The following is a 17,293-nucleotide window of genomic DNA, read 5'->3' on the forward strand; positions in this document are numbered from 1 at the left end:
CATGCGCCTACCCCAGGATACCGGCGACGTGCTGGAACCACGCCACCAACGGCGCCGGCAGATAGATGCCGGCGGCAAACACCAAAGCGAGGTGCGAATACATCGGTACATAGGACGCCTCGACCGGCGCCATGCCTCCGCGCGGCTCGCCGAAGGCGAGACCCGTCAGCCGCAGCAACAGCGCGCCGAAGGCGATGAGCAGCCCGAACACCAGCGGGATCGCCAGCCACGGATGCCTGGCGAAAGTCGAGCTGACGACCAGGAACTCGCTCATGAAGATGCCGAGCGGCGGCAGGCCGGCGATGGCCACGACGCCGATGACGAGCGCCCAGCCGAGCCCCGGATGGCTTTCGGTCAGGCCCCTGATCTCGGAGATCTTCTGCGTGCCCTTGACCTGCGCGATATGGCCGACGGCGAAGAAAATAGCCGATTTGGTCAGGCTGTGCATGACCATGTGCAGCAGGCCGGCGAAGTTGGCGAGCGGGCCGCCCATGCCGAAGGCAAAGACGATGATGCCCATATGCTCGATCGAGGAATAGGCGAACAGGCGTTTGATATCGCGGCGGCGGTAGAGCATGAAGCCCGCGAAAATCAGCGAGGTCAGCCCCATCGTGACCATCAGCGGCCCCGGTCCGATCGCCTGCGGGCTCGCCGCGAGCAAAAGCTTGAAGCGCAGCACGGCGTAGAGCGCGACGTTGAGCAGCAGGCCCGACAGCACCGCCGAGATCGGCGTCGGGCCCTCGGCATGCGCGTCGGGCAGCCAGGCATGCAAGGGGGCAAGGCCGACCTTGGTGCCGTAGCCGAGCAGCAGGAAGATGAAGGCGACGCTGAGCAGGGCCGGATCGAAATGCGCCGCCTTTTCGATCAGCACCGACCAGACCATGGCGTTGGTGCCTTCGCCGACGACCGGCTGCGCGGCCATGTAGACGAGGATCGTGCCGAACAAGGCCAGCGCGATGCCGACGCTGCCGAGGATGAAATATTTCCACGCCGCTTCCAGCGCCTCATGCGTGCGGTAGATACCGACCATCAGCACGGTGGTCAGCGTGGCGAGCTCCACCGCGACCCACATCAGGCCGATATTGTTCGACACGAAGGCCAGGTTCATGCCGAACATCATGATCTGGTACATGGCGTGGTAGAAGCGCAGGTTCGGCGCGGTCAGCCGGCGGGTTTCTAGCTCATGCGCGATGTAGGACGCGCTGAACACGCTGGTGGTGAAGCCGACGAATGTGTTGAGCACGATGAAGACGATGTTGAGGTCGTCGACCAGGAGGTACTGTCCCGGCGCCGGCCGCTCGGTGACGAACAACGACAGCGCCGCAAGCAGGGTGAGCAGGCTGGCCACAACATTGACGGTCGCTGTCATGCGGTAGTTCGGCATTGCCGCCAGGATGGCCGCGGCGCCCGCCGGGATGAAAAGGATCGCGGCCACCGCGTCGAAGGAGAACCCGGTCACCGGCGTTCTCCCCGGTAATCGTCGAGCGCGCCGATGTCGACCGAATCGAACCGTTCGCGGATGCGGAACAGGAAGACGCCGATGACGATGAAGGCGATCAGGATCGAGAAGGCGACGCTGATCTCGACGACCAGCGGCATGCCCTTGGCGCCGGTGGCGGCCAGCACCAGACCGTTCTCCAGCGACATGAAGCCGACGACCTGGCTGACGGCGTTGCGCCTTGTGACCATCACCAGCAGGCCCAGCAGGATGATCGACAGCGCGAAGGCGAGGTCCTCGCGGGCGAGCGGGTCGGCCTCGGGCGTCACCCGAAGCATCAGCACCATGGAGAGCGTCACCAGCCCGATGCCGGCAAGCATGGTCGGGCCGATGCCGACCGCGGTCTCGATGTCGCGGTGGATGCCGAGCCGCTGGATGATGCGATGCAGCCCGACGGGAATGACGATCGCCTTGAAGACCAGCGCTATCGCCGCTGTGATGTAGAGGTGATGCGCGTCCTGGATATAGGCCTGCCAGGCCACCGAGAGCGCAAGCACGACCGCATGCAGCGCAAAGACGTTGATCAGCGCGAACAGGCGGTCCTGGTAGAGCATCATGAAGGAGATCAGCACCAGGCTGCCGGCGAGCAGATGGGCGATGTCGAAGGTGAGACCGTTCATCACAGGCTCCGTGAGACGAACAGCAAAAGCGTGCCGAGCAGCGCCAGCATCAGCGCCGCGCCCAGGAAGTCCGGCACGCGGAAGACACGCATCTTAGCGACCGCCGTCTCGAACACGGCAAGCACGATGGCGAGCACGGCGAGCTTGCAGAGATAGGCGGCGGCGCCGACGGCCAGTGCTTTCGGCCCTGCGCTTGCGCCGTAAAGCCCCCAGGGCAGGAAGACGCAGGCGATCAGCGACATGTAGAGCAGCAGCTTGAGGAAGGTGGCGAGCTCGATCATCGCCAGATGGCGGCCGGAGTACTCCAGGATCATCGCCTCATGCACCATGGTGAGCTCCAGGTGCGTGGCCGGGTTGTCGACCGGGATGCGCGCATTCTCGGCGATCGCCACCATAACCAGGGCGATCAGCGACATGCCGAGCGATACCCGCAATCCGACCTCAGGCGAACCCATGAAGGCGGCGACCGTCGAAAGCTGCGTGGCGCCGGCAACGAGTGCCAGGCTGAACACGATGAGCAGCATCGCGGGCTCCGCCAGCGACGCGATCATCACCTCGCGGCTGGCGCCGATGCCGCCGAAGCTGGTGCCGACATCCATCCCGGCCAGCGCCTGGAAGAAGCGCGCGCTGCCGAGCAGCGCCACGATGACGATCAGATCTGCGGTCCAGCTGAACTCGAGGCCGGTGGCGAAGGTCGGCACGAGCGCCGCCGCGACCCAGGTGGCGGCGAAGATCAAATAGGGCGTCACCCGGAACAGCCAGGAGGCATTGTCGGCCAGCACGACCTCCTTGCGCATCAGCCTGACGAGGTCGCGATAGGGCTGGATCACCGAAGGCCCCTGCCGTCTGACCAGCCTCGCCTTCACCTTGCGCACGAAGCCGATCAGAAGCGGCGCCAGCAAAAGCACGACCAGCATCTGCGCGCCCTGCACGGCCAGTTGGGAGATCATGGCCATAGCGCGAGCACCAGAAGCAGGATGACGAGGTAGAGGAAGACCAGCGTCAGGTAGCGGCGGATGGTCAGGAACTGCAGGTGGTTCAGCCGCTCGGTGGCGAAATCGATCGCGCCGGTGATCGGCTGGTAGAAAACCTCCCAGGCCACATCATGCATCTCCACCTTGAGACGCGCCGGTTCCAGCGCGCCCGGCGCCGGCATGTCCACCGTCTCGCGCGAGCGGAACGCGAAGCCGCCGAAGACGCGGCGAATGGGCTGCGCGAAGCTGACGGCCGTGTATTGCGCGGCCGGCACCGCGTCAGGGAAGCCGCATCCCCACGCGATGCCCCGGCGCAGCGCATGCGAGGCGAAGCGGTGAATGAAGAAGGCCGCGAGCGACGCCGAGACGGTGATGAAGACGAGCACCAGCAGGCCGTTATAGGAGCTGCGGCTTTCGGCGATCGGCACGATCGACAGCCAGGGCTGCGCCATCTGGACCGGCATGCGCTCGCCGACGAGCGGAAGCGTCACCGTCGACAGGCTATCGATGACGAAGCCCGGCAGGATGCCGGCGAGCAGGCAGAAGGCGGCAAGCACGGCCATCGCCGCCAGTGACCAGCGATCGACTTCGTGCGCGCGTTCCACCGCCGCCGACCGCGCCCGGCCAAGGAAGGTGATGCCGAATGTCTTGACGAAGCAGGCCGCGGCCAGCGCGGCCGACAGCGCCAGCATGCCGCCGACCGCTGGCACGATCACTTTCAGCCCCCATTGCGGCAGCTCGGGGCTGCGCAATATGGCCTGGAAGACCAGCCATTCGGAGGCAAAGCCATTGAAGGGCGGCAGCGCCGAGATCGAGACGCAGCCGATCAGGAAGACAAAGCTGGTCACCGGCAGGCGATGGATGAGGCCGCCGAGCTTTTCCATGTCGCGTTCGCCGGTTGCCGAGAGCACGGCGCCGGCGCCGAAGAACAGCAGGCTCTTGAAGAAGGAGTGGTTGAGCACGTGGAAGAGCGCCGCGGTGAAGGCCAGCGCCGCGGCCGACGGCATGGCATTCGCCTTGAAGGCCAGCGCCAGGCCGAGACTGGCAAATATGACGCCGATATTCTCGATGGTCGAATAGGCAAGCAGCCGCTTGAGGTCTTTTTCCATCAGCGCGTGCAGGATGCCGAGCACCGCCGTCACGCCGCCGATGAGAAGCACCGCGACGCCGGACCACCAAGCCGGTTCGCCAAGCAGGTCGAACACCACGCGGATGAAGCCATAGATGGCGACCTTGGTCATGATGCCGCTCATCAGCGCCGAGACGTGGCTGGGTGCCGCCGGATGGGCAAGCGGCAGCCAGGCATGCAGCGGCACGAGGCCGGCCTTGGAGCCGGCGCCGAGCAGCATGAGAACCAGCACCGCGCCAGCGGCGAACCGATCCGGATGCGCCGTCCGCATCGCGTCGAACGCATAGGTTCCCGCCGGCCCGGCCAGCAGGCCGAAGGCAAGCAGCAGCGCCATCGTGCCGAAGCTTGCCATCACCAGGTAGATGTAGCCGGCCCGCCGGTTGGCCTCATCGCGGTGATGCGCCATGACCAGCGCCCAGGAGGCGAGCGACATGAATTCCCAGGACAACAGGAAGCTGAAGGCGTCGTTGGCCAGCACCACGAGGTTCATGCCGGCGAGGAAGGCGGGATAGAACGGCAGAACCCGGTGCGGCTGGGATTCATGCCGGCCGTAGCCGAGGCCGTAGAGGCTGGTGATCGTCCCGCCAAAATTGACGACGACGAGAAAGAACGCCGACAGGCCGTCGAGCCGGAACCGGGCGCCGGTCCAGGGCAGGCCAAGCGGCAAAGTGGCGGAGGCCTCGCCGAGGTTGCCGGCGAGATGGCTGGCGGCAGTCACGAGCAGCACGGCTGAAATGGCAAGCGTCGCGCCATAGACCAGTCGAGTCGCGGCGGCGAGCCGGCTGGCGGCCGCGGCCATTATGGCTGATGCCAGAAACGCGGCAGGGCCGCACAGCAGAAGCGCGACGGTCGAATTCACGGCGGGCTCCCGCCCGGCTCGGCATCGTCGCCAACGGTCTCGGACGCCTTGGCGGGATCGAAGCCGGCCTTCAGCCGCACGCCGCGCCCGCCGCCCTGGCTGGCCGCGCCTTCCCCGATCAGCTCGATGCCGGCCACTTCGAGCGCTGCGATCAGCTTCATCAGCGAATCGACATTGCCCCGGATGATCGAGCCGCTGGCTTCCATGCGCTGGATTGTCGGTACCGACAGGCCGGACAATTCGGCAAGCCGGCGTTGATCGATGCCGAGCAGGGATCTTGCGGCGCGCAATTGCGGTGCGGTTATCACCGACGACTCTCTCGTTCAGTTCTGAGATATGAGGTGTCGGTGCTGTAGCCTACATTAAAATGTTCTAACGTCAAGGATTGATGTTTCAAACATCTATGTTGATAGTGCTGCAGTTGTCGGGTCGGTTATGACCGTTTGCCGGCAGGAGATCGACTTCGAAGGCCCAAACGCGGCCCGGCGACGGTCATCCCTGTTCGCCGGGGACGAAGAGGACGTCGGCTTCCGCGATGCAGTAAGGGGCGTGGCGGAAATCGCGGATCTGGACGACCTCTTCGCCGCGCCAGTCGATCAGCATGAAGCCGCGCGGCGCTCCCCCCACCTGCGGATTTCGGATCAGGATCGCCGGCCGGGCCTCGACGAAGCCGAGCGACAGTGCCCAGTCGCCGAGGCGCTCGTAATTGCCGAGATAGGTCGAGGCTTCCTTCTTGCCGTTGAGGCGGGTGCGGTTGACGACGTCGACCTGGACGTCCTCGGCGATCAGCGCCCTGACCCCGTCGAAATCGCGCGCATTGAACAGGTCGATGTAGCGGCGCAGCCGGCGCTCTTCTTCCGGTTCGAGTCTTGGCATCGCGACGTCGGCCGGCGCCGAAGCCAGCGCCTTCAACTCAGCCCGGCCGCGATGCAGCGCCGCCTTTGTGGCGGCGAGCGTCGCGCCTGTCACTTCGCAGGTCTCATGCAAGGTGAGGCCAAGCACGTCGACGAGGATCACGGCGCTGCGCTGCGCCAGCGTAAGCTGCATGAAGCTGCGCAGGCTTGCCGCCGCCGCGAGCCGAACCTCCGCGTTGGCGGAGATATCTTCAATTTCGGTCATGTCGGCTTCGGTCATGCGCAAGCGCTCCCGCTGGCGGCGGCGCAGATGATCCTGCGCCGCATTGTGGGCGATGCGGAACAGCCACTGCTCGGGGCGTTCGACCAGGGCGCCGCCGTCATATGCGGCGAGCGCCTTCACCACCGCCTCCTGCACGATGTCCTCGCCCTCGATGGCGGAGCCCGCCATGCGCGCGACATAGCGGTGCAGTTTCGGGCGCAGGCCGACGAGCATGGCTTCAAGTTCCGCGCGGCCGAACCCTGCCAAGCTCATCGTCCTCTTTCTCGCCTCGCCAATGCCAAGGTCAGGCGGGCACGGCTTCATCGGCCCTGGCCAGCATACGATAATTGCCGACGATCCTTGCCGGCGCCCTCACCAGCGGCGTCGAACGCCGCCCGGCGTGATCGGCGCTGAACGCCTTGAACGCGTCGAGTTCGGTCAGCGCCGAGCTGTCCTTGTCATAGCCGACGAGGTGGACGAATTCGCCATTATCGAGTTCGAGCACCAGATAGCGCACGGATTGCGGCTGCGCTTCGTCCAGCGCCTCGAACACTTTCGCCACCAGCGCCCGGTTCTCGGCGATGCTATTTTCCTTCACGCCGTAGCGGATGAGATTGTAGGTCATAGGAGTCTCCTGTTCGCGGGTCTGCATGAGGAAGACGTTCCATGGGCTCGAAAGGATTCTCAGGCTGGATTCTATCTTTTGATCGCCTCCGGCGATCAGCCGGCTCCGCCGGGCGCGCCGATCATGGAGGCGATCGTATCGTCGCCCGCCGACTGCGGCAGCATCCGGCCGCTGGCCAGCTCGATCGACAGTTTGCACAGGGCTGCGTTGACCGGCGTCGCCATGCCGTGCAGCCGCCCAAGCAGCACGATCTCGCCATTGAGGAAGTCGGTTTCGAGGGAGCCGGTCCCGCGCACGATGCTCTGCAGCGTCGACGACCCGACGCGCGTTCGGCCGGGAATAGCGGTTATGGTCAGTTCCTCGCGGGCCATGGCGTCGGTCTTGTCCCACGCGATTCCGGCGGCAGCCAGCACCGCCTCCGCCTCGGCGAGTGCCCTGGCATACCATTTCCGCTGCAGCTCGGTGTCGCCCAGCGCCGCATCGATGATGTTGCGAAGATTGGCGAGCAGCTTGCGGTACTTGCTCTCCATCACATTGTCCCTCGCCTCGACGATGAAGCCGGACGCGCTGAGGATGCCGCACAGTTTCTCGACGGTGCCGTCGGTTCCGGACGGATAGTGGCCGATGTCGAAGGCGCCGATCCTGGGCGCGAAATAGGCCGCGACCTCGCCGGGCGTGTCGTAATCGGCCGGCAGCATCACTGTCGCGCCATAGACATTGGCGAAGAAACGCAAGGCGAGCGCCTCGTTGGCGACGCCGTTCTGGAAGCAGAACACCGGCTGCGCGGCCAAGCCGGCGGCGTTGAGCCGTTGCAGCGCGCCGAGCGTATCTGGCGTCTTCATCGTCAGCAGCACGACATCGTCCAGCTCGAAGGAAATCTCCGACGGGTCGGCATGGACGGGAAAGCGCGCGGTCCTGGTGCCTTGTGGGGTGGAAAGCGACAGTCCCGAGGCGCGGATGGCATCGAACTGCCTGCCGCGGGCGATGCCGAGGACCGTGTGGCCGGAAAAACTCAGCTGGGCCGCGATAGCGCCGCCGATCGCGCCGATGCCGTAGACGATAATGCGCATGTCGTTCTCATTGCGGTTGGAGTTCGTTCAGGAAAGCAATTCCGGGAGAAGCGGGAGCTGTTTCCGTGTGGAATTGCGACAAACAAAAACATAAGGCGCTTCACCGTTTCCGTGAAACGATGAAGCGCCTTATGTTCTCCCTTCACGTAATCGTGGCCGCCGCCGCTGGGTCAAAGGTGGTATTTCCCTTCGCGGTCACCGAACCTGCATTTCATCACATGGGCCGATGTGGCACCGAGCGCCGAGCCGGTGCTCGTCATGGTCGACGGTGATGTCGAGGCAACGGTCGCTTCTCTCAAGGCCAAAAGCTTCGAGATCATGACGAACCGCAGGAAGCGCCATGCCGGTGGCCCCGCACTGTGGTCTGCGACAGCGAAGGCAAACGCATGGTGCCACCAGCGCGGCATACCCTCACATCGTCGGATCGCGGGTCAACACACCACCGCGAGGCGCATAAGTCGGTCACGAGGCAGCCATCGGGGTTGCTAACCTCCCAGCTGTTGCAGCTTACGACAGGCACGCCTTGCGCCCTCACGGCATCTCTGGCGACATCTCTCTTTGTTGCCATCCCTGCATCGCCCAATGGATTCTGGTTTAGCAGCTGCGGTCGCTTCCGCCGAACGATTGGCGGAGGGTTCGGTGACAGGCAATGAGGTTAGCGGTTTACGACTGACGTTCTTCGGCAGACTCTTTTTGCGTGGCGGCGCAGGTGCTTCGAACTTGGCAATTCGGCTCTTTGCAATTTCGATGAATGCACCGTTCGGAAATGCCGCTAGATAAGCACGATACATCGAGACATCGGATGTATCCTTGATCGCTTTCCAAAATTCGAGCTCCGTCGCGGTGTTGATGTGTGGCTGATAGGGTTCTGCCGGAGACTGACTAGACGTGGCGTCTGGGTTGAATGAGAATCCGGGCTCCACGAGGGATGAGTTGCTCCAGGGGACCTGCCTCCCAAAAGTGGCGTTCATGACGTCCAACCGAACGCGACGCATAAGGATTTCAATGTCGATCGAAGGAGTTTTTATGCGCTTCACGAGAGAGTCTGCAAACGGGCTATGATCGACGGCCCCATCGAGAGCGACGTTGCCGGGCTGTGTTGCAAAGCCGATAAAAACTCCCCTGCCAGCATCCAGGGCTCCCAGTCCCTTTCCTATGGCAAGGCCGCGACTTTGACCCGGTCCACTCAATTGCTTAACGAAAGGATTGTCTCGACAGGCATCGAGAAGGACGATTGCGGTATTTTCCTCGGCCGTCATGGCGGCGATGATGTCTTGCAGGCGCTCGGCCTCCAGAGCCAAGTCGGCGGGACGTTGAAGGGCGGCATCGATGGGCAACAGGTAATTTTCCCCGTTCGCTTGGAGCCCGTGTCCGGCGAAGTAAAAAAGGGAGACGTCACCCGGATGCAAGTTTCGCCTGAATTTGCCGATGAGTTCCCTGAACGTTGATGCGTCAGCATCCAATCCGAGGGTGACCTCAAAGCCCGTCTCTTGCAAAACCCGGGAGATCGCGCTCGCATCATTCACCCCGTTGGGCAGTGATGGTGCATACCGGTAGGCCGAATTGCCGATGACAAGCGCATATCTGTGGCTGCGTTGAGCGATCTGGACCTCAGAGGAAGCCGCTGTTGACAAGCCGGCCAGAAAAAGAAGGCACGCGCACAACAAGCAAATCTTGGACATTGCGACGTTCCCGAGTATCGGAGAACATTAGCATCTGTTAAAGCGCGTGGGTACCCATCGTGTGAGACGCTCTTGCTTGGGAACACGTCCAAACTAGCCCGAGACCGCGCCCATAGCGTCACGCTTTTTCGGGCATCGACTTCCAGGACTATTCAATCGCCGGAATGATGCCGCAGACAAGGTGGGGCCAATTTTCACGAACTTGCGACAACACCATTCGATCGTTCAGACCACCGCACCCGCCGCCGCCCGTCCGGCGCTGCGGCCTGAAAAGATGCAGCCGCCGAGGAAGGTGCCTTCCAGCGCCGCGTAGCCATGCATGCCGCCGCCGCCGAAGCCGGCCACTTCGCCCACCGCATAGAGACCGGGCACAGGCTGTCCTGTGGCGTCGAGCACCCGGCTGTCGAGATCGGTCTCAAGCCCACCCAGCGTCTTGCGGGTGAGGATATTGAGGCGCACCGCGATCAGCGGGCCGTTCGCCGGATCGAGCATCTTGTGCGGCCTGGCCGTGCGGATCAGCTTGTCGCCGAGATAGGTGCGCGCGCCGCGCAGCGCCGTGATCTGCGCGTCCTTGGAGAACGGGTTGTCGAGCTGCCTATCGCGGGCACGGATCTCGCGCTCGACCTGGGCGACGTCCAGCAGCGGCCCGCCGCCGGCGAGCGCATTCATGCGCGCCACCAGCTTCGAAAGATCGGCCTCGACGATGAAGTCTTCGCCCTTTTCCATGAAGGCTTTGACCGGACCGGGAATGCCCGATGTCGCGCGTCCAAGCACCTGCCGCCAGCTCTTGCCCGTGAGGTCTGGATTCTGTTCGGAACCCGACAGCGCGAACTCCTTCTGGATGATCTTCTTGGTCAGAATGAACCAGGAATAGTCGAAGCCGGTGCGCATGATGTGGCTGAGCGTGCCCAGCGTGTCGAAGCCCGGATAGAGCGGCACCGGCAGGCGTTTGCCGCGCGCGTCGAGCCAGAGCGAGGACGGGCCGGGCAGGATGCGGATGGCGTGCTCGGTCCAGATAGGCGCCCAGTTCTTGATGCCCTCGACATAGTGCCACATGCGGTCGCGGTTGATGATCCTGCCGCCGGCTGCCTCGGTGATCGCCAGCATGCTCCCGTCGACATGGTCGGGCACGCCGGTGATCATCCGTTTCGGCGGCGTGCCCAGGCGCTCAGGCCAATTCCTGCGCACCAGCTCGTGATTGCCGCCGATGCCGCCGGAAGCGACGATCACCGCCTGCGCGCTAAGCTCGAATTCTCCGGCCACGGCGCGCGAGCTCTTATGTCCGCGCTCCACACTGCTCGGTTCCAGCACGTGGCCGCGAACCCCGGTGACGGTATCGCGGCTGCGGATGATTTCGTTGACCCGGTGGCGGAACCGGAATTGGACCAGCCCGCGCTTCTGCGCCTCGCGCACCCGCAGCGCGAAAGGTTCGAGCACGCCGGGCCCTGTGCCCCAGGTAACATGGAAGCGCGGCACCGAATTGCCGTGGCCGACGGCGTTGCCGCCGCCGCGTTCGGCCCAGCCGACGACGGGGAAGAATTTCAAGCCGCGCTCGATCAGCCAGGAGCGTTTTTCGCCGGCGGCGAAGCCGACATAGGCTTCAGCCCATTTGCGCGGCCAGAAATCCTCTGGACGGTCGAAAGCGGCCGTGCCCATCCAGTCCTCGAGCGCGAGGTCGTGCGAATCGCGGATGCGCATGCGCCGCTGCTCCGGCGAATCGACCAGGAACAGTCCGCCGAACGACCAGAAGGCCTGGCCGCCCAGCGACTGTTCCGGCTCCTGGTCGACGATGATGATTTTCTTGCCGGCGTCAGCCAGTTCGGCCGCGGCGACGAGGCCAGCCAGCCCCGCGCCGACAATGATCACGTCCGCGTCAGCCATTTTTCCTCCCAGAATTAGCCGGCGAATTTATCGCGTTCAGACGGGTTCCCAGCCGTCCTTTTCGCCGGCGCGGAAGATGGCGTCGATGACTTTCTGGTTGAGCACCGATTCCTCCAGCGTGAAGACGCGGTCCTTGCCGCCCTGGGCGGCGCGCACGAAGGCTTCGCATTCCAGCCGGTACTGCTGCGTGCCGGGGAAGCGGAACACCTGCGCCTCGGTATGGTTCTGGTTGTGCAGCTCGATGCGGTGGTGCTCGTAGAGCCCGGCATTGAACGGGCCGAAGACCTCGATGAAGCCTTTCTCGCCGTGGAACACCATCACCTGGCGCGCCGCCATCTGCGTCGACAGATAGAAGGATAATTCGAAGTCGCCGAAATCGGCCCGGATCGAGGAATAGATGTCGGTGCCGAAGGTCTTGTCGCGCTCGATCGTCGCCTGCACGCGGATCGGCTCCTTGCCGGTCGAAAAGCGCGTCGACACGGTCGGATAGACGCCGATATCGGGCAACGCGCCGCCGCCGAGATCGAGCTTGTTGCGCATGTTGTTGGGATCGACATTGTAGTAGGAGAAGGCGCCCTGCACGTGGCGCAGCCGGCCGATGGCGCCGCCGGCGATGAGATCGCGCACCTTGATCCATTGCGGGTGGTAGACGACCATGAAGGCCTCGCAGACCAGCACCTTCTTCTCGTCGCGCAGCTTGATCAGCGGCGGGATGACCCTGGCGTCGAGCGCCAGAGGTTTTTCCACCAGCACATGTTTTCCCGCTTCGATGGCTTTGGCCGTCCATTCGACATGCTGCGAGGTCGGCAGCGGAATGTAGACGCCGTCGACATCCGGCGAGGCAAGCAGCTCCTCATAGGAGCCGAAAGCGTGGCGGGCGCCAAAACGCTCGCCCAAAGCCTTGGCCTTCGACAGGTCGCGGCTGGCGATCGCCGACAGGACGCCGTTTTCCGAATCCACGATTGCCGGCAAAAGCTGCTCGCGGCCGATCTTCGCCGTCGACAGAACACCCCATCGGAACATCACGCTTCTCCATGTCGGTTTACAGGCGACGAGGTTTGCCCGAAATCGACGGAAAAGCCAATCGCAGACGCTCCGTGCCGCTTGGCGCATGCATTGTCTAATGTAGCGCTGGTCGACCCCCACTCCGTCTCGGCTTCGCCGAGCCACCTCTCCCCCGATCGACGGGGTAGAGGAAGGCGCCAAGCTTTTTGCCGGCAACGCTTGTCCAGCAACGCTCCCTTCCTTTCCCTCCGGAGGGGGGAAAGGTGGCGCTGCGAAGCAGCGACGGATTGGGGGAACCACGTGGCAATCAAGCCCCAGGTCGATCAGTCAATCACAGAAGATGTGTGCATAGCGTAGCCCGCCCGGCCGGGGGCGAGGAAAGGCGCTGTGCCTACCCCCTTCTCCCCGTCAGCGTCATGTCGAAATCGACGACATTGGAGTAGAGCGGCGTGCCGACATCCATGCCGTAGCGCGACCGCAGCACCTTGCCGGTGACGTGGAATTTGATCGTGCCGGATTTCAGCCCGCCGAGCTCGGCGGTGAACTTTTCCGGAAATGTCTTGCCGCGCGCGGTCAGCCGCCCGGTCACGACCGCCGTCGTGTCGCCGGTGCGGGTCACGCTGGTCGAGCGAAACTGGATTTCCGGGTTGTTGGCCGCGTCGAACACCGCGTCGGAGCGCAGGAAGGCGTCGATGCGGCCCTGACCGGTGCCGACGCTTTCGGGATAGATGGTGAGGTCGACCTTGGAGCGGCTTACATCGCTATTGTCGATGCGGATCGTGCCCTTGAAGCGGCCGAAGGCGCCGTCGAAGCCACCGCCGCCGGCCTTGCCGATGGTGAAGCGGATCGAGGAGCCCGATGGGCTGATCGTGTAGCTGCCGGCGGCGTCGCTGAGCGCCACCGCGGCAACGGCAGGCACGGCGAGGCAAGCGGCAAAAGCCGCCAATCCGAGGATGCGCGCGTTCATGGTTTTTTCCTTCCGCAGATACGCATTTTCTGCGTTCTCGCCCCACCAACGAATGATGGCGCGGTTCTATTCCCCGCCTGACGAAGGTGTGATCATGCGCGTCAGCACGCTGTCTCGCAGCAGGAAATGATGACGCAGCGCCGCCGCGATATGCAGCGCCACCAGCGCGATGCCGGCATAGGCGAGATACCAGTGCGCCGCCGACCAGAAGCTTTCCGCGGCGTCGGATTCAGCGAGCGGCAAACCGGGCATCACGAACAGGTTGAACGGCATGGTCGGGATCTCCAGCGTCGACACCGACACCAGTGCCCAGCCGGAGAGCGGCAGCGCGATCTGGAAGGCATAGAGCGCGAAATGCGCCAGCGGCGCGGTCCTGCGCTCCAGCGTGCCGACCGAGGCCGGCAATGCGGGCGCTACGTTGCCGAGCCGCCAGGCGATGCGCAGGATGATCAGGCCGAGCAGCAGGAAGCCGAAGGATTTGTGCAGCTGGATCAGCTCGAAGGCGGTGCGCTGGCTTTCGATCCGCATCATGACGAAGCCGAGCACGAACTGGCCGATGAAGATGACGCCGATCAGCCAGTGCAGGACGATCATCGCCCAGCCATAGCGGGTGGGGGTGTTGGTGAGGGATGTCCGCATGGCCGAAGAACGCCGCCGAGATCAGCTTTCTTCCGAAGTATCCTATGCCTTGTACCCCCGGACAATTCCAGACGCCGGCGCTGCCCCTCATTGCCCTGCCGGGCATTTCTCCCCGTAGACGGGGAGAAATGGGCTGGCCGCGACGCCGGTGTTCTTTCTTGCAGCGTTGGCGATTGGCGAAACCGACGGCAACAGCGCCCTTCTCCCCGTTCAACGGGGAGAGATGCCGGCAGGCAGATGAGGGGCAGCGCCGGCTTTTGACGGGATTTTGCGATCAACGCTGAATGGTAGCCCGCTGTAGAGGCCTCCAACGATCGCCTACCCGCTCACCTTGAAGAAATCCACGAACGCCCGCAGCGCCGGTCGCATCTGCCGGCGGCTGGGATAATAAACGAAGAAGCCCTCGAAAGTCGGGCACCAGTCCTCCAGCACGCGGATAAGCCTGCCGTCGGCCAGCGGCGCCCTGACATAGGGCTCGAAGACAAAGGCAAGTCCGGCGCCGTCGATCGCCGCTTGGGCGATCAGATGGTCTTCGTCGAGGATCAGCGGCCCTTGCGCCGCGATCTCGATTTCCTCGCCGCCCTTCTCGAATTCCCAGCGGTAAAGGATGCCGCTGGAAAAGCGGAAACGGATGCAGCGGTGGTCGGCCAGCTCGCCTGGATGGCGCGGTGTCGGCATCGTCGCAAAATAGGACGGCGCGGCGACCACCGCGCCGCGAAGGTCGGGCCCGATGCGCACCGCGATCATGTCGCGCTGCAGGCTTTCGCCGAGCCGCACGCCGGCATCGAAGCCGCCTTCGACCACATCGGTGAAGCGATCCTCGATGACGATCTCCAGCACGATATCGGGATAGGCCGCGGCAAAGGCGCCGAGCCTGGGCGTGAGCGTCAGGTGGGCGGCGGTGCGCGGCACGGTGAGCCGCAGATTGCCGGCCGGCCGGTCGCGCGCCTCGACCGCCGTCTCCAGCGCCAGGTCGATCTCGGACAGCGCCGGGCGCAGCCGTTCGAGCAGTTGCGCGCCTTCTTCGGTCGGCGCGACGCTGCGCGTGCTGCGCGCCAAGAGCCGCACGCCGAGCCGCGCTTCCAGGCTCGACACCGCGTGGCTGACCGCCGACGGGGCGATGCCGAGCTCGCGCGCCGCGCGGCGGAAGCTGGCGCATTGGGCGACAGTCGCGAGCACGGCGAGCTGCGAGAGATTGGTGCGGTTCATTGTTCTATTTTATAGAGCAAGCCGTGCGAAAGAGAACTAATTATCGAACGGAACGCGAGACGCTATCTCCCTCCCATCGCAACAAGGAGATGCGTGATGAAAACCCGCAAACTCGGAACTGAACTCGAAGTCTTCCCCGTCGGCCTCGGCTGCATGGGCATGAGCTTCGCTTATGGCGGCCAGCCGGAGGCGGAAGCCATCGCCACGCTGCGCCGCGCCGTCGAAATCGGCGTGACCTTCTTCGACACCGCCGAAGTCTACGGACCGTTCGAGAACGAAATCCTGCTCGGCAAGGCGCTGAAGCCGGTGCGCGACAAGGTCACCATCGCCACCAAATTCGGCTTCAAGATTTCCGAGCACGGCTCGGGCATCGACCGCATGATCGGTGTCGACAGCCGTCCCGAGCACGTCAAGGCGGTGGCGGAAGCTTCGCTGAAGCGGCTCGATACCGACGTCATCGACCTCTACTACCAGCACCGCGTTGATCCGAACGTGCCGATCGAGGACACGGTCGGCGCCATGGCCGAGCTGGTGCGCGAGGGCAAGGTGAGGGCGCTCGGCCTGTCGGAGGTCAGCGGCGCGACGCTCCGCCGGGCGCATGCAGTGCACCCGATCGCCGCGGTGCAGAGCGAATATTCGCTGTGGAGCCGCGATCCGGAGGACGAGGTCTTCGCCGTCTGCCGCGAGCTCGGCATCGGTTTCGTGCCCTACAGCCCGCTCGGTCGCGGCCTGCTCACCGGCACGCTCAGCAAGCCCGACGCGCTCGGCGCCGGCGACTGGCGCCTCACTCTGCCGCGCTTCCAGGCCGAGGCGATGGAAGCCAACGCCAAGGTTGTTGCCACGCTGGAAAAAATGGCTGCGGAGAAGAGCGTGACACCGGCGCAGCTGGCGCTCGCCTGGGTGCTGCACCAGGGCGATTTCATCGTGCCGATCCCGGGGGCAAGGAAGATACGGCACCTGGAGCAGAACACGGCGGCGGCGGGCGTTGCGCTGAGTGCCGCCGAGGTTGCGGCGATCGGCGATGCATTGTCGCCGGATAAGGTGGTCGGCAAGCGCTATACGGAGGAACTGCTGGCGCTGGTGAATGGGTGAGTTAGTCACCACTGAGGTGAAGCAAGGGAGGCGTTACGGCGCCTCTCTTTGCACGTCGCACGAGTTGAAAAATGCGAGAGGTAGGCGCGAGGCCCCCCTCTCTGGCCTGCCGGCCATCTCCCCCTCAAGGGGGAGATCAGAAGTCACACCGGCTTTCGCCAATCGCCAACGTTGCATGGGGAGCGCCGGCGCTGAAGCCGCCAATCTCCCCCCTTGAGGGGGAGATGCCCGGCAGGGCAGAGAGGGGGGCCTCGCGCCGACGTTTCTTATCTCTACGACCCTATCTCTACGCCCCTACCAGGCCACCACCTCAGTTTCCGGCCAATACTCCCGCGCCCGTTTCCCCTTCGCCTCATGCGTCCGCTGATTATCCAGCGCCCTGTTCGGCGTGATACGAAACGAAAAAACATCATCGAGCCCGAACGGCGCCACCAACTCCAGCGCTCCGTCTTTCCCGTACCGCACCCCAACCGCATGCGTCTTCGATGCAAAATAGCTCACTGATTCACTCGAACTCGCGTACCGCGGACATTCCCGCCCGAATTTTTGCGGATACCACAGATGCACCCGCGCCTGGTTGCGCACCTCGACCGGTAGCGGCAGCCCCTCGAAATGCGCCGCCGCCCTGCGGATCACCGCGTCCTCGGCCTCGTAGGACAAATCGGCGTCGTCGAAATAGAACAGGTCGACATCCTTGATGCCATAGCCCGGCGGCCTGCCGGTCAGATGGTTCCACACACTGTTGTAGAGCGCGCCGGAAACCACCAGCCAATCCGGCAGCGCAAGTTCTCGCGCCCGCGCCAGCGTCTCGGCCAACAGCGGGTCCGCCGCGACGATGGCGAGGAACGCCGCACACTGCTTTTCGAAGGGAAGGCCGGAATAGCGGAGATGGCTCATCGCCCTTTGGAGGCGATTCGCCACCTGCCG

At 64.3% G+C, this 17,293-nt stretch carries 16 protein-coding genes; 1 reads left to right on the forward strand and 15 read right to left on the reverse strand.

The window, feature by feature from the left end:
• Window positions 1-7 precede the first annotated feature (7 nt).
• The 14 genes from CK230_RS21135 to CK230_RS21205 all read right to left on the reverse strand — a co-directional run bounded on the left by CK230_RS21135 (window position 8) and on the right by CK230_RS21205 (window position 15,274).
• A complete protein-coding gene (locus tag CK230_RS21135; RefSeq protein WP_095819076.1) occupies window positions 8-1,459 on the reverse strand; it encodes a hydrogenase 4 subunit F in 1,452 nt (483 codons plus the stop codon).
• Window positions 1,456-2,118, reverse strand: a complete 663-nt coding sequence (locus tag CK230_RS21140; RefSeq protein WP_095819077.1) for a hydrogenase-4 component E — start codon at window positions 2,116-2,118, stop codon at window positions 1,456-1,458. Before CK230_RS21140 ends, CK230_RS21135 begins: the two co-directional genes overlap by 4 nt.
• Window positions 2,118-3,074 (reverse strand): NADH-quinone oxidoreductase subunit H, encoded by a 957-nt coding sequence (locus tag CK230_RS21145; RefSeq protein WP_095819078.1) that lies wholly within the window; start codon window positions 3,072-3,074, stop codon window positions 2,118-2,120. Before CK230_RS21145 ends, CK230_RS21140 begins: the two co-directional genes overlap by 1 nt.
• Window positions 3,065-5,080, reverse strand: coding sequence for a hydrogenase 4 subunit B (gene hyfB, locus CK230_RS21150; protein WP_095819079.1), 2,016 nt, complete (start codon window positions 5,078-5,080; stop codon window positions 3,065-3,067). The genes CK230_RS21145 and hyfB overlap by 10 nt, the downstream gene beginning before the upstream one ends.
• Entirely contained in the window at window positions 5,077-5,388 is a 312-nt protein-coding gene (locus CK230_RS21155) for a helix-turn-helix transcriptional regulator (protein ID WP_095819080.1), read from the reverse strand. Before CK230_RS21155 ends, hyfB begins: the two co-directional genes overlap by 4 nt.
• Before the next feature lie 184 nt (window positions 5,389-5,572).
• On the reverse strand, window positions 5,573-6,469 hold the full coding sequence (locus CK230_RS21160) for an RNA polymerase sigma factor (RefSeq protein ID WP_095819081.1): 897 nt from the start codon (window positions 6,467-6,469) through the stop codon (window positions 5,573-5,575).
• A gap of 31 nt (window positions 6,470-6,500) precedes the next feature.
• Window positions 6,501-6,821 carry a hypothetical protein gene (locus CK230_RS21165; RefSeq protein WP_245430001.1) on the reverse strand — a complete coding sequence of 107 codons (321 nt, stop codon included), beginning with the start codon at window positions 6,819-6,821 and terminating at the stop codon, window positions 6,501-6,503.
• 95 nt (window positions 6,822-6,916) lie between these two features.
• Window positions 6,917-7,891, reverse strand: coding sequence for a 2-dehydropantoate 2-reductase N-terminal domain-containing protein (locus CK230_RS21170; RefSeq protein ID WP_095819082.1), 975 nt, complete (start codon window positions 7,889-7,891; stop codon window positions 6,917-6,919).
• Between the two features lie 485 nt (window positions 7,892-8,376).
• A complete protein-coding gene (locus CK230_RS21175) occupies window positions 8,377-9,573 on the reverse strand; it encodes a caspase domain-containing protein (protein ID WP_095819083.1) in 1,197 nt (398 codons plus the stop codon).
• 225 nt (window positions 9,574-9,798) lie between these two features.
• Window positions 9,799-11,454 carry an FAD-binding dehydrogenase gene (locus CK230_RS21180; protein ID WP_095819084.1) on the reverse strand — a complete coding sequence of 552 codons (1,656 nt, stop codon included), beginning with the start codon at window positions 11,452-11,454 and terminating at the stop codon, window positions 9,799-9,801.
• A 36-nt stretch (window positions 11,455-11,490) separates the two neighbouring features.
• The gene (locus tag CK230_RS21185) at window positions 11,491-12,477 is read right to left on the reverse strand and encodes a Gfo/Idh/MocA family oxidoreductase (RefSeq protein ID WP_095819085.1); all 987 of its coding nucleotides are present in this window, start codon (window positions 12,475-12,477) and stop codon (window positions 11,491-11,493) included.
• A 373-nt stretch (window positions 12,478-12,850) separates the two neighbouring features.
• On the reverse strand, window positions 12,851-13,426 hold the full coding sequence (locus CK230_RS21190; protein WP_095819086.1) for a YceI family protein: 576 nt from the start codon (window positions 13,424-13,426) through the stop codon (window positions 12,851-12,853).
• Window positions 13,427-13,492: 66 nt separating this feature from the next.
• Window positions 13,493-14,065, reverse strand: coding sequence for a cytochrome b (locus CK230_RS21195; RefSeq protein ID WP_095819087.1), 573 nt, complete (start codon window positions 14,063-14,065; stop codon window positions 13,493-13,495).
• Window positions 14,066-14,383: 318 nt separating this feature from the next.
• The gene (locus tag CK230_RS21205; RefSeq protein ID WP_095819088.1) at window positions 14,384-15,274 is read right to left on the reverse strand and encodes a LysR family transcriptional regulator; all 891 of its coding nucleotides are present in this window, start codon (window positions 15,272-15,274) and stop codon (window positions 14,384-14,386) included.
• Window positions 15,275-15,370: 96 nt separating this feature from the next.
• Here CK230_RS21205 and CK230_RS21210 point away from each other — a divergent pair, with 96 nt between their 5' ends.
• Window positions 15,371-16,366: an aldo/keto reductase gene (locus CK230_RS21210; RefSeq protein ID WP_095819089.1), complete on the forward strand. Its 996-nt coding sequence runs from the start codon at window positions 15,371-15,373 to the stop codon at window positions 16,364-16,366.
• 294 nt (window positions 16,367-16,660) lie between these two features.
• On the opposite strand, the gene CK230_RS21215 is transcribed toward CK230_RS21210, so the two are convergent.
• Window positions 16,661-17,263 carry a nucleotidyltransferase family protein gene (locus tag CK230_RS21215; RefSeq protein ID WP_095819090.1) on the reverse strand — a complete coding sequence of 201 codons (603 nt, stop codon included), beginning with the start codon at window positions 17,261-17,263 and terminating at the stop codon, window positions 16,661-16,663.
• Window positions 17,264-17,293: the final 30 nt, after the last annotated feature.

The organism is Mesorhizobium sp. WSM3859 (genome assembly GCF_002295065.1).
Taxonomy (GTDB): domain Bacteria; phylum Pseudomonadota; class Alphaproteobacteria; order Rhizobiales; family Rhizobiaceae; genus Mesorhizobium.

What these genes read in the sequence shown, in the direction of transcription:
- CK230_RS21140 (WP_095819077.1), bottom strand. Translation starts at nt 2,118, where the DNA reads ATGAACGGTCTCACCTTCGACATCGCCCATCTGCTCGCCGGCAGCCTG.
- CK230_RS21145 (WP_095819078.1), bottom strand. Translation starts at nt 3,074, where the DNA reads ATGGCCATGATCTCCCAACTGGCCGTGCAGGGCGCGCAGATGCTGGTC.
- CK230_RS21160 (WP_095819081.1), bottom strand. Translation starts at nt 6,469, where the DNA reads ATGAGCTTGGCAGGGTTCGGCCGCGCGGAACTTGAAGCCATGCTCGTC.
- CK230_RS21165 (WP_245430001.1), bottom strand. Translation starts at nt 6,821, where the DNA reads ATGACCTACAATCTCATCCGCTACGGCGTGAAGGAAAATAGCATCGCC.
- CK230_RS21170 (WP_095819082.1), bottom strand. Translation starts at nt 7,891, where the DNA reads ATGCGCATTATCGTCTACGGCATCGGCGCGATCGGCGGCGCTATCGCG.
- CK230_RS21175 (WP_095819083.1), bottom strand. Translation starts at nt 9,573, where the DNA reads ATGTCCAAGATTTGCTTGTTGTGCGCGTGCCTTCTTTTTCTGGCCGGC.
- CK230_RS21180 (WP_095819084.1), bottom strand. Translation starts at nt 11,454, where the DNA reads ATGGCTGACGCGGACGTGATCATTGTCGGCGCGGGGCTGGCTGGCCTC.
- CK230_RS21185 (WP_095819085.1), bottom strand. Translation starts at nt 12,477, where the DNA reads ATGTTCCGATGGGGTGTTCTGTCGACGGCGAAGATCGGCCGCGAGCAG.
- CK230_RS21190 (WP_095819086.1), bottom strand. Translation starts at nt 13,426, where the DNA reads ATGAACGCGCGCATCCTCGGATTGGCGGCTTTTGCCGCTTGCCTCGCC.
- CK230_RS21195 (WP_095819087.1), bottom strand. Translation starts at nt 14,065, where the DNA reads ATGCGGACATCCCTCACCAACACCCCCACCCGCTATGGCTGGGCGATG.
- CK230_RS21205 (WP_095819088.1), bottom strand. Translation starts at nt 15,274, where the DNA reads ATGAACCGCACCAATCTCTCGCAGCTCGCCGTGCTCGCGACTGTCGCC.
- CK230_RS21210 (WP_095819089.1), top strand. Translation starts at nt 15,371, where the DNA reads ATGAAAACCCGCAAACTCGGAACTGAACTCGAAGTCTTCCCCGTCGGC.
- CK230_RS21215 (WP_095819090.1), bottom strand. Translation starts at nt 17,263, where the DNA reads ATGAGCCATCTCCGCTATTCCGGCCTTCCCTTCGAAAAGCAGTGTGCG.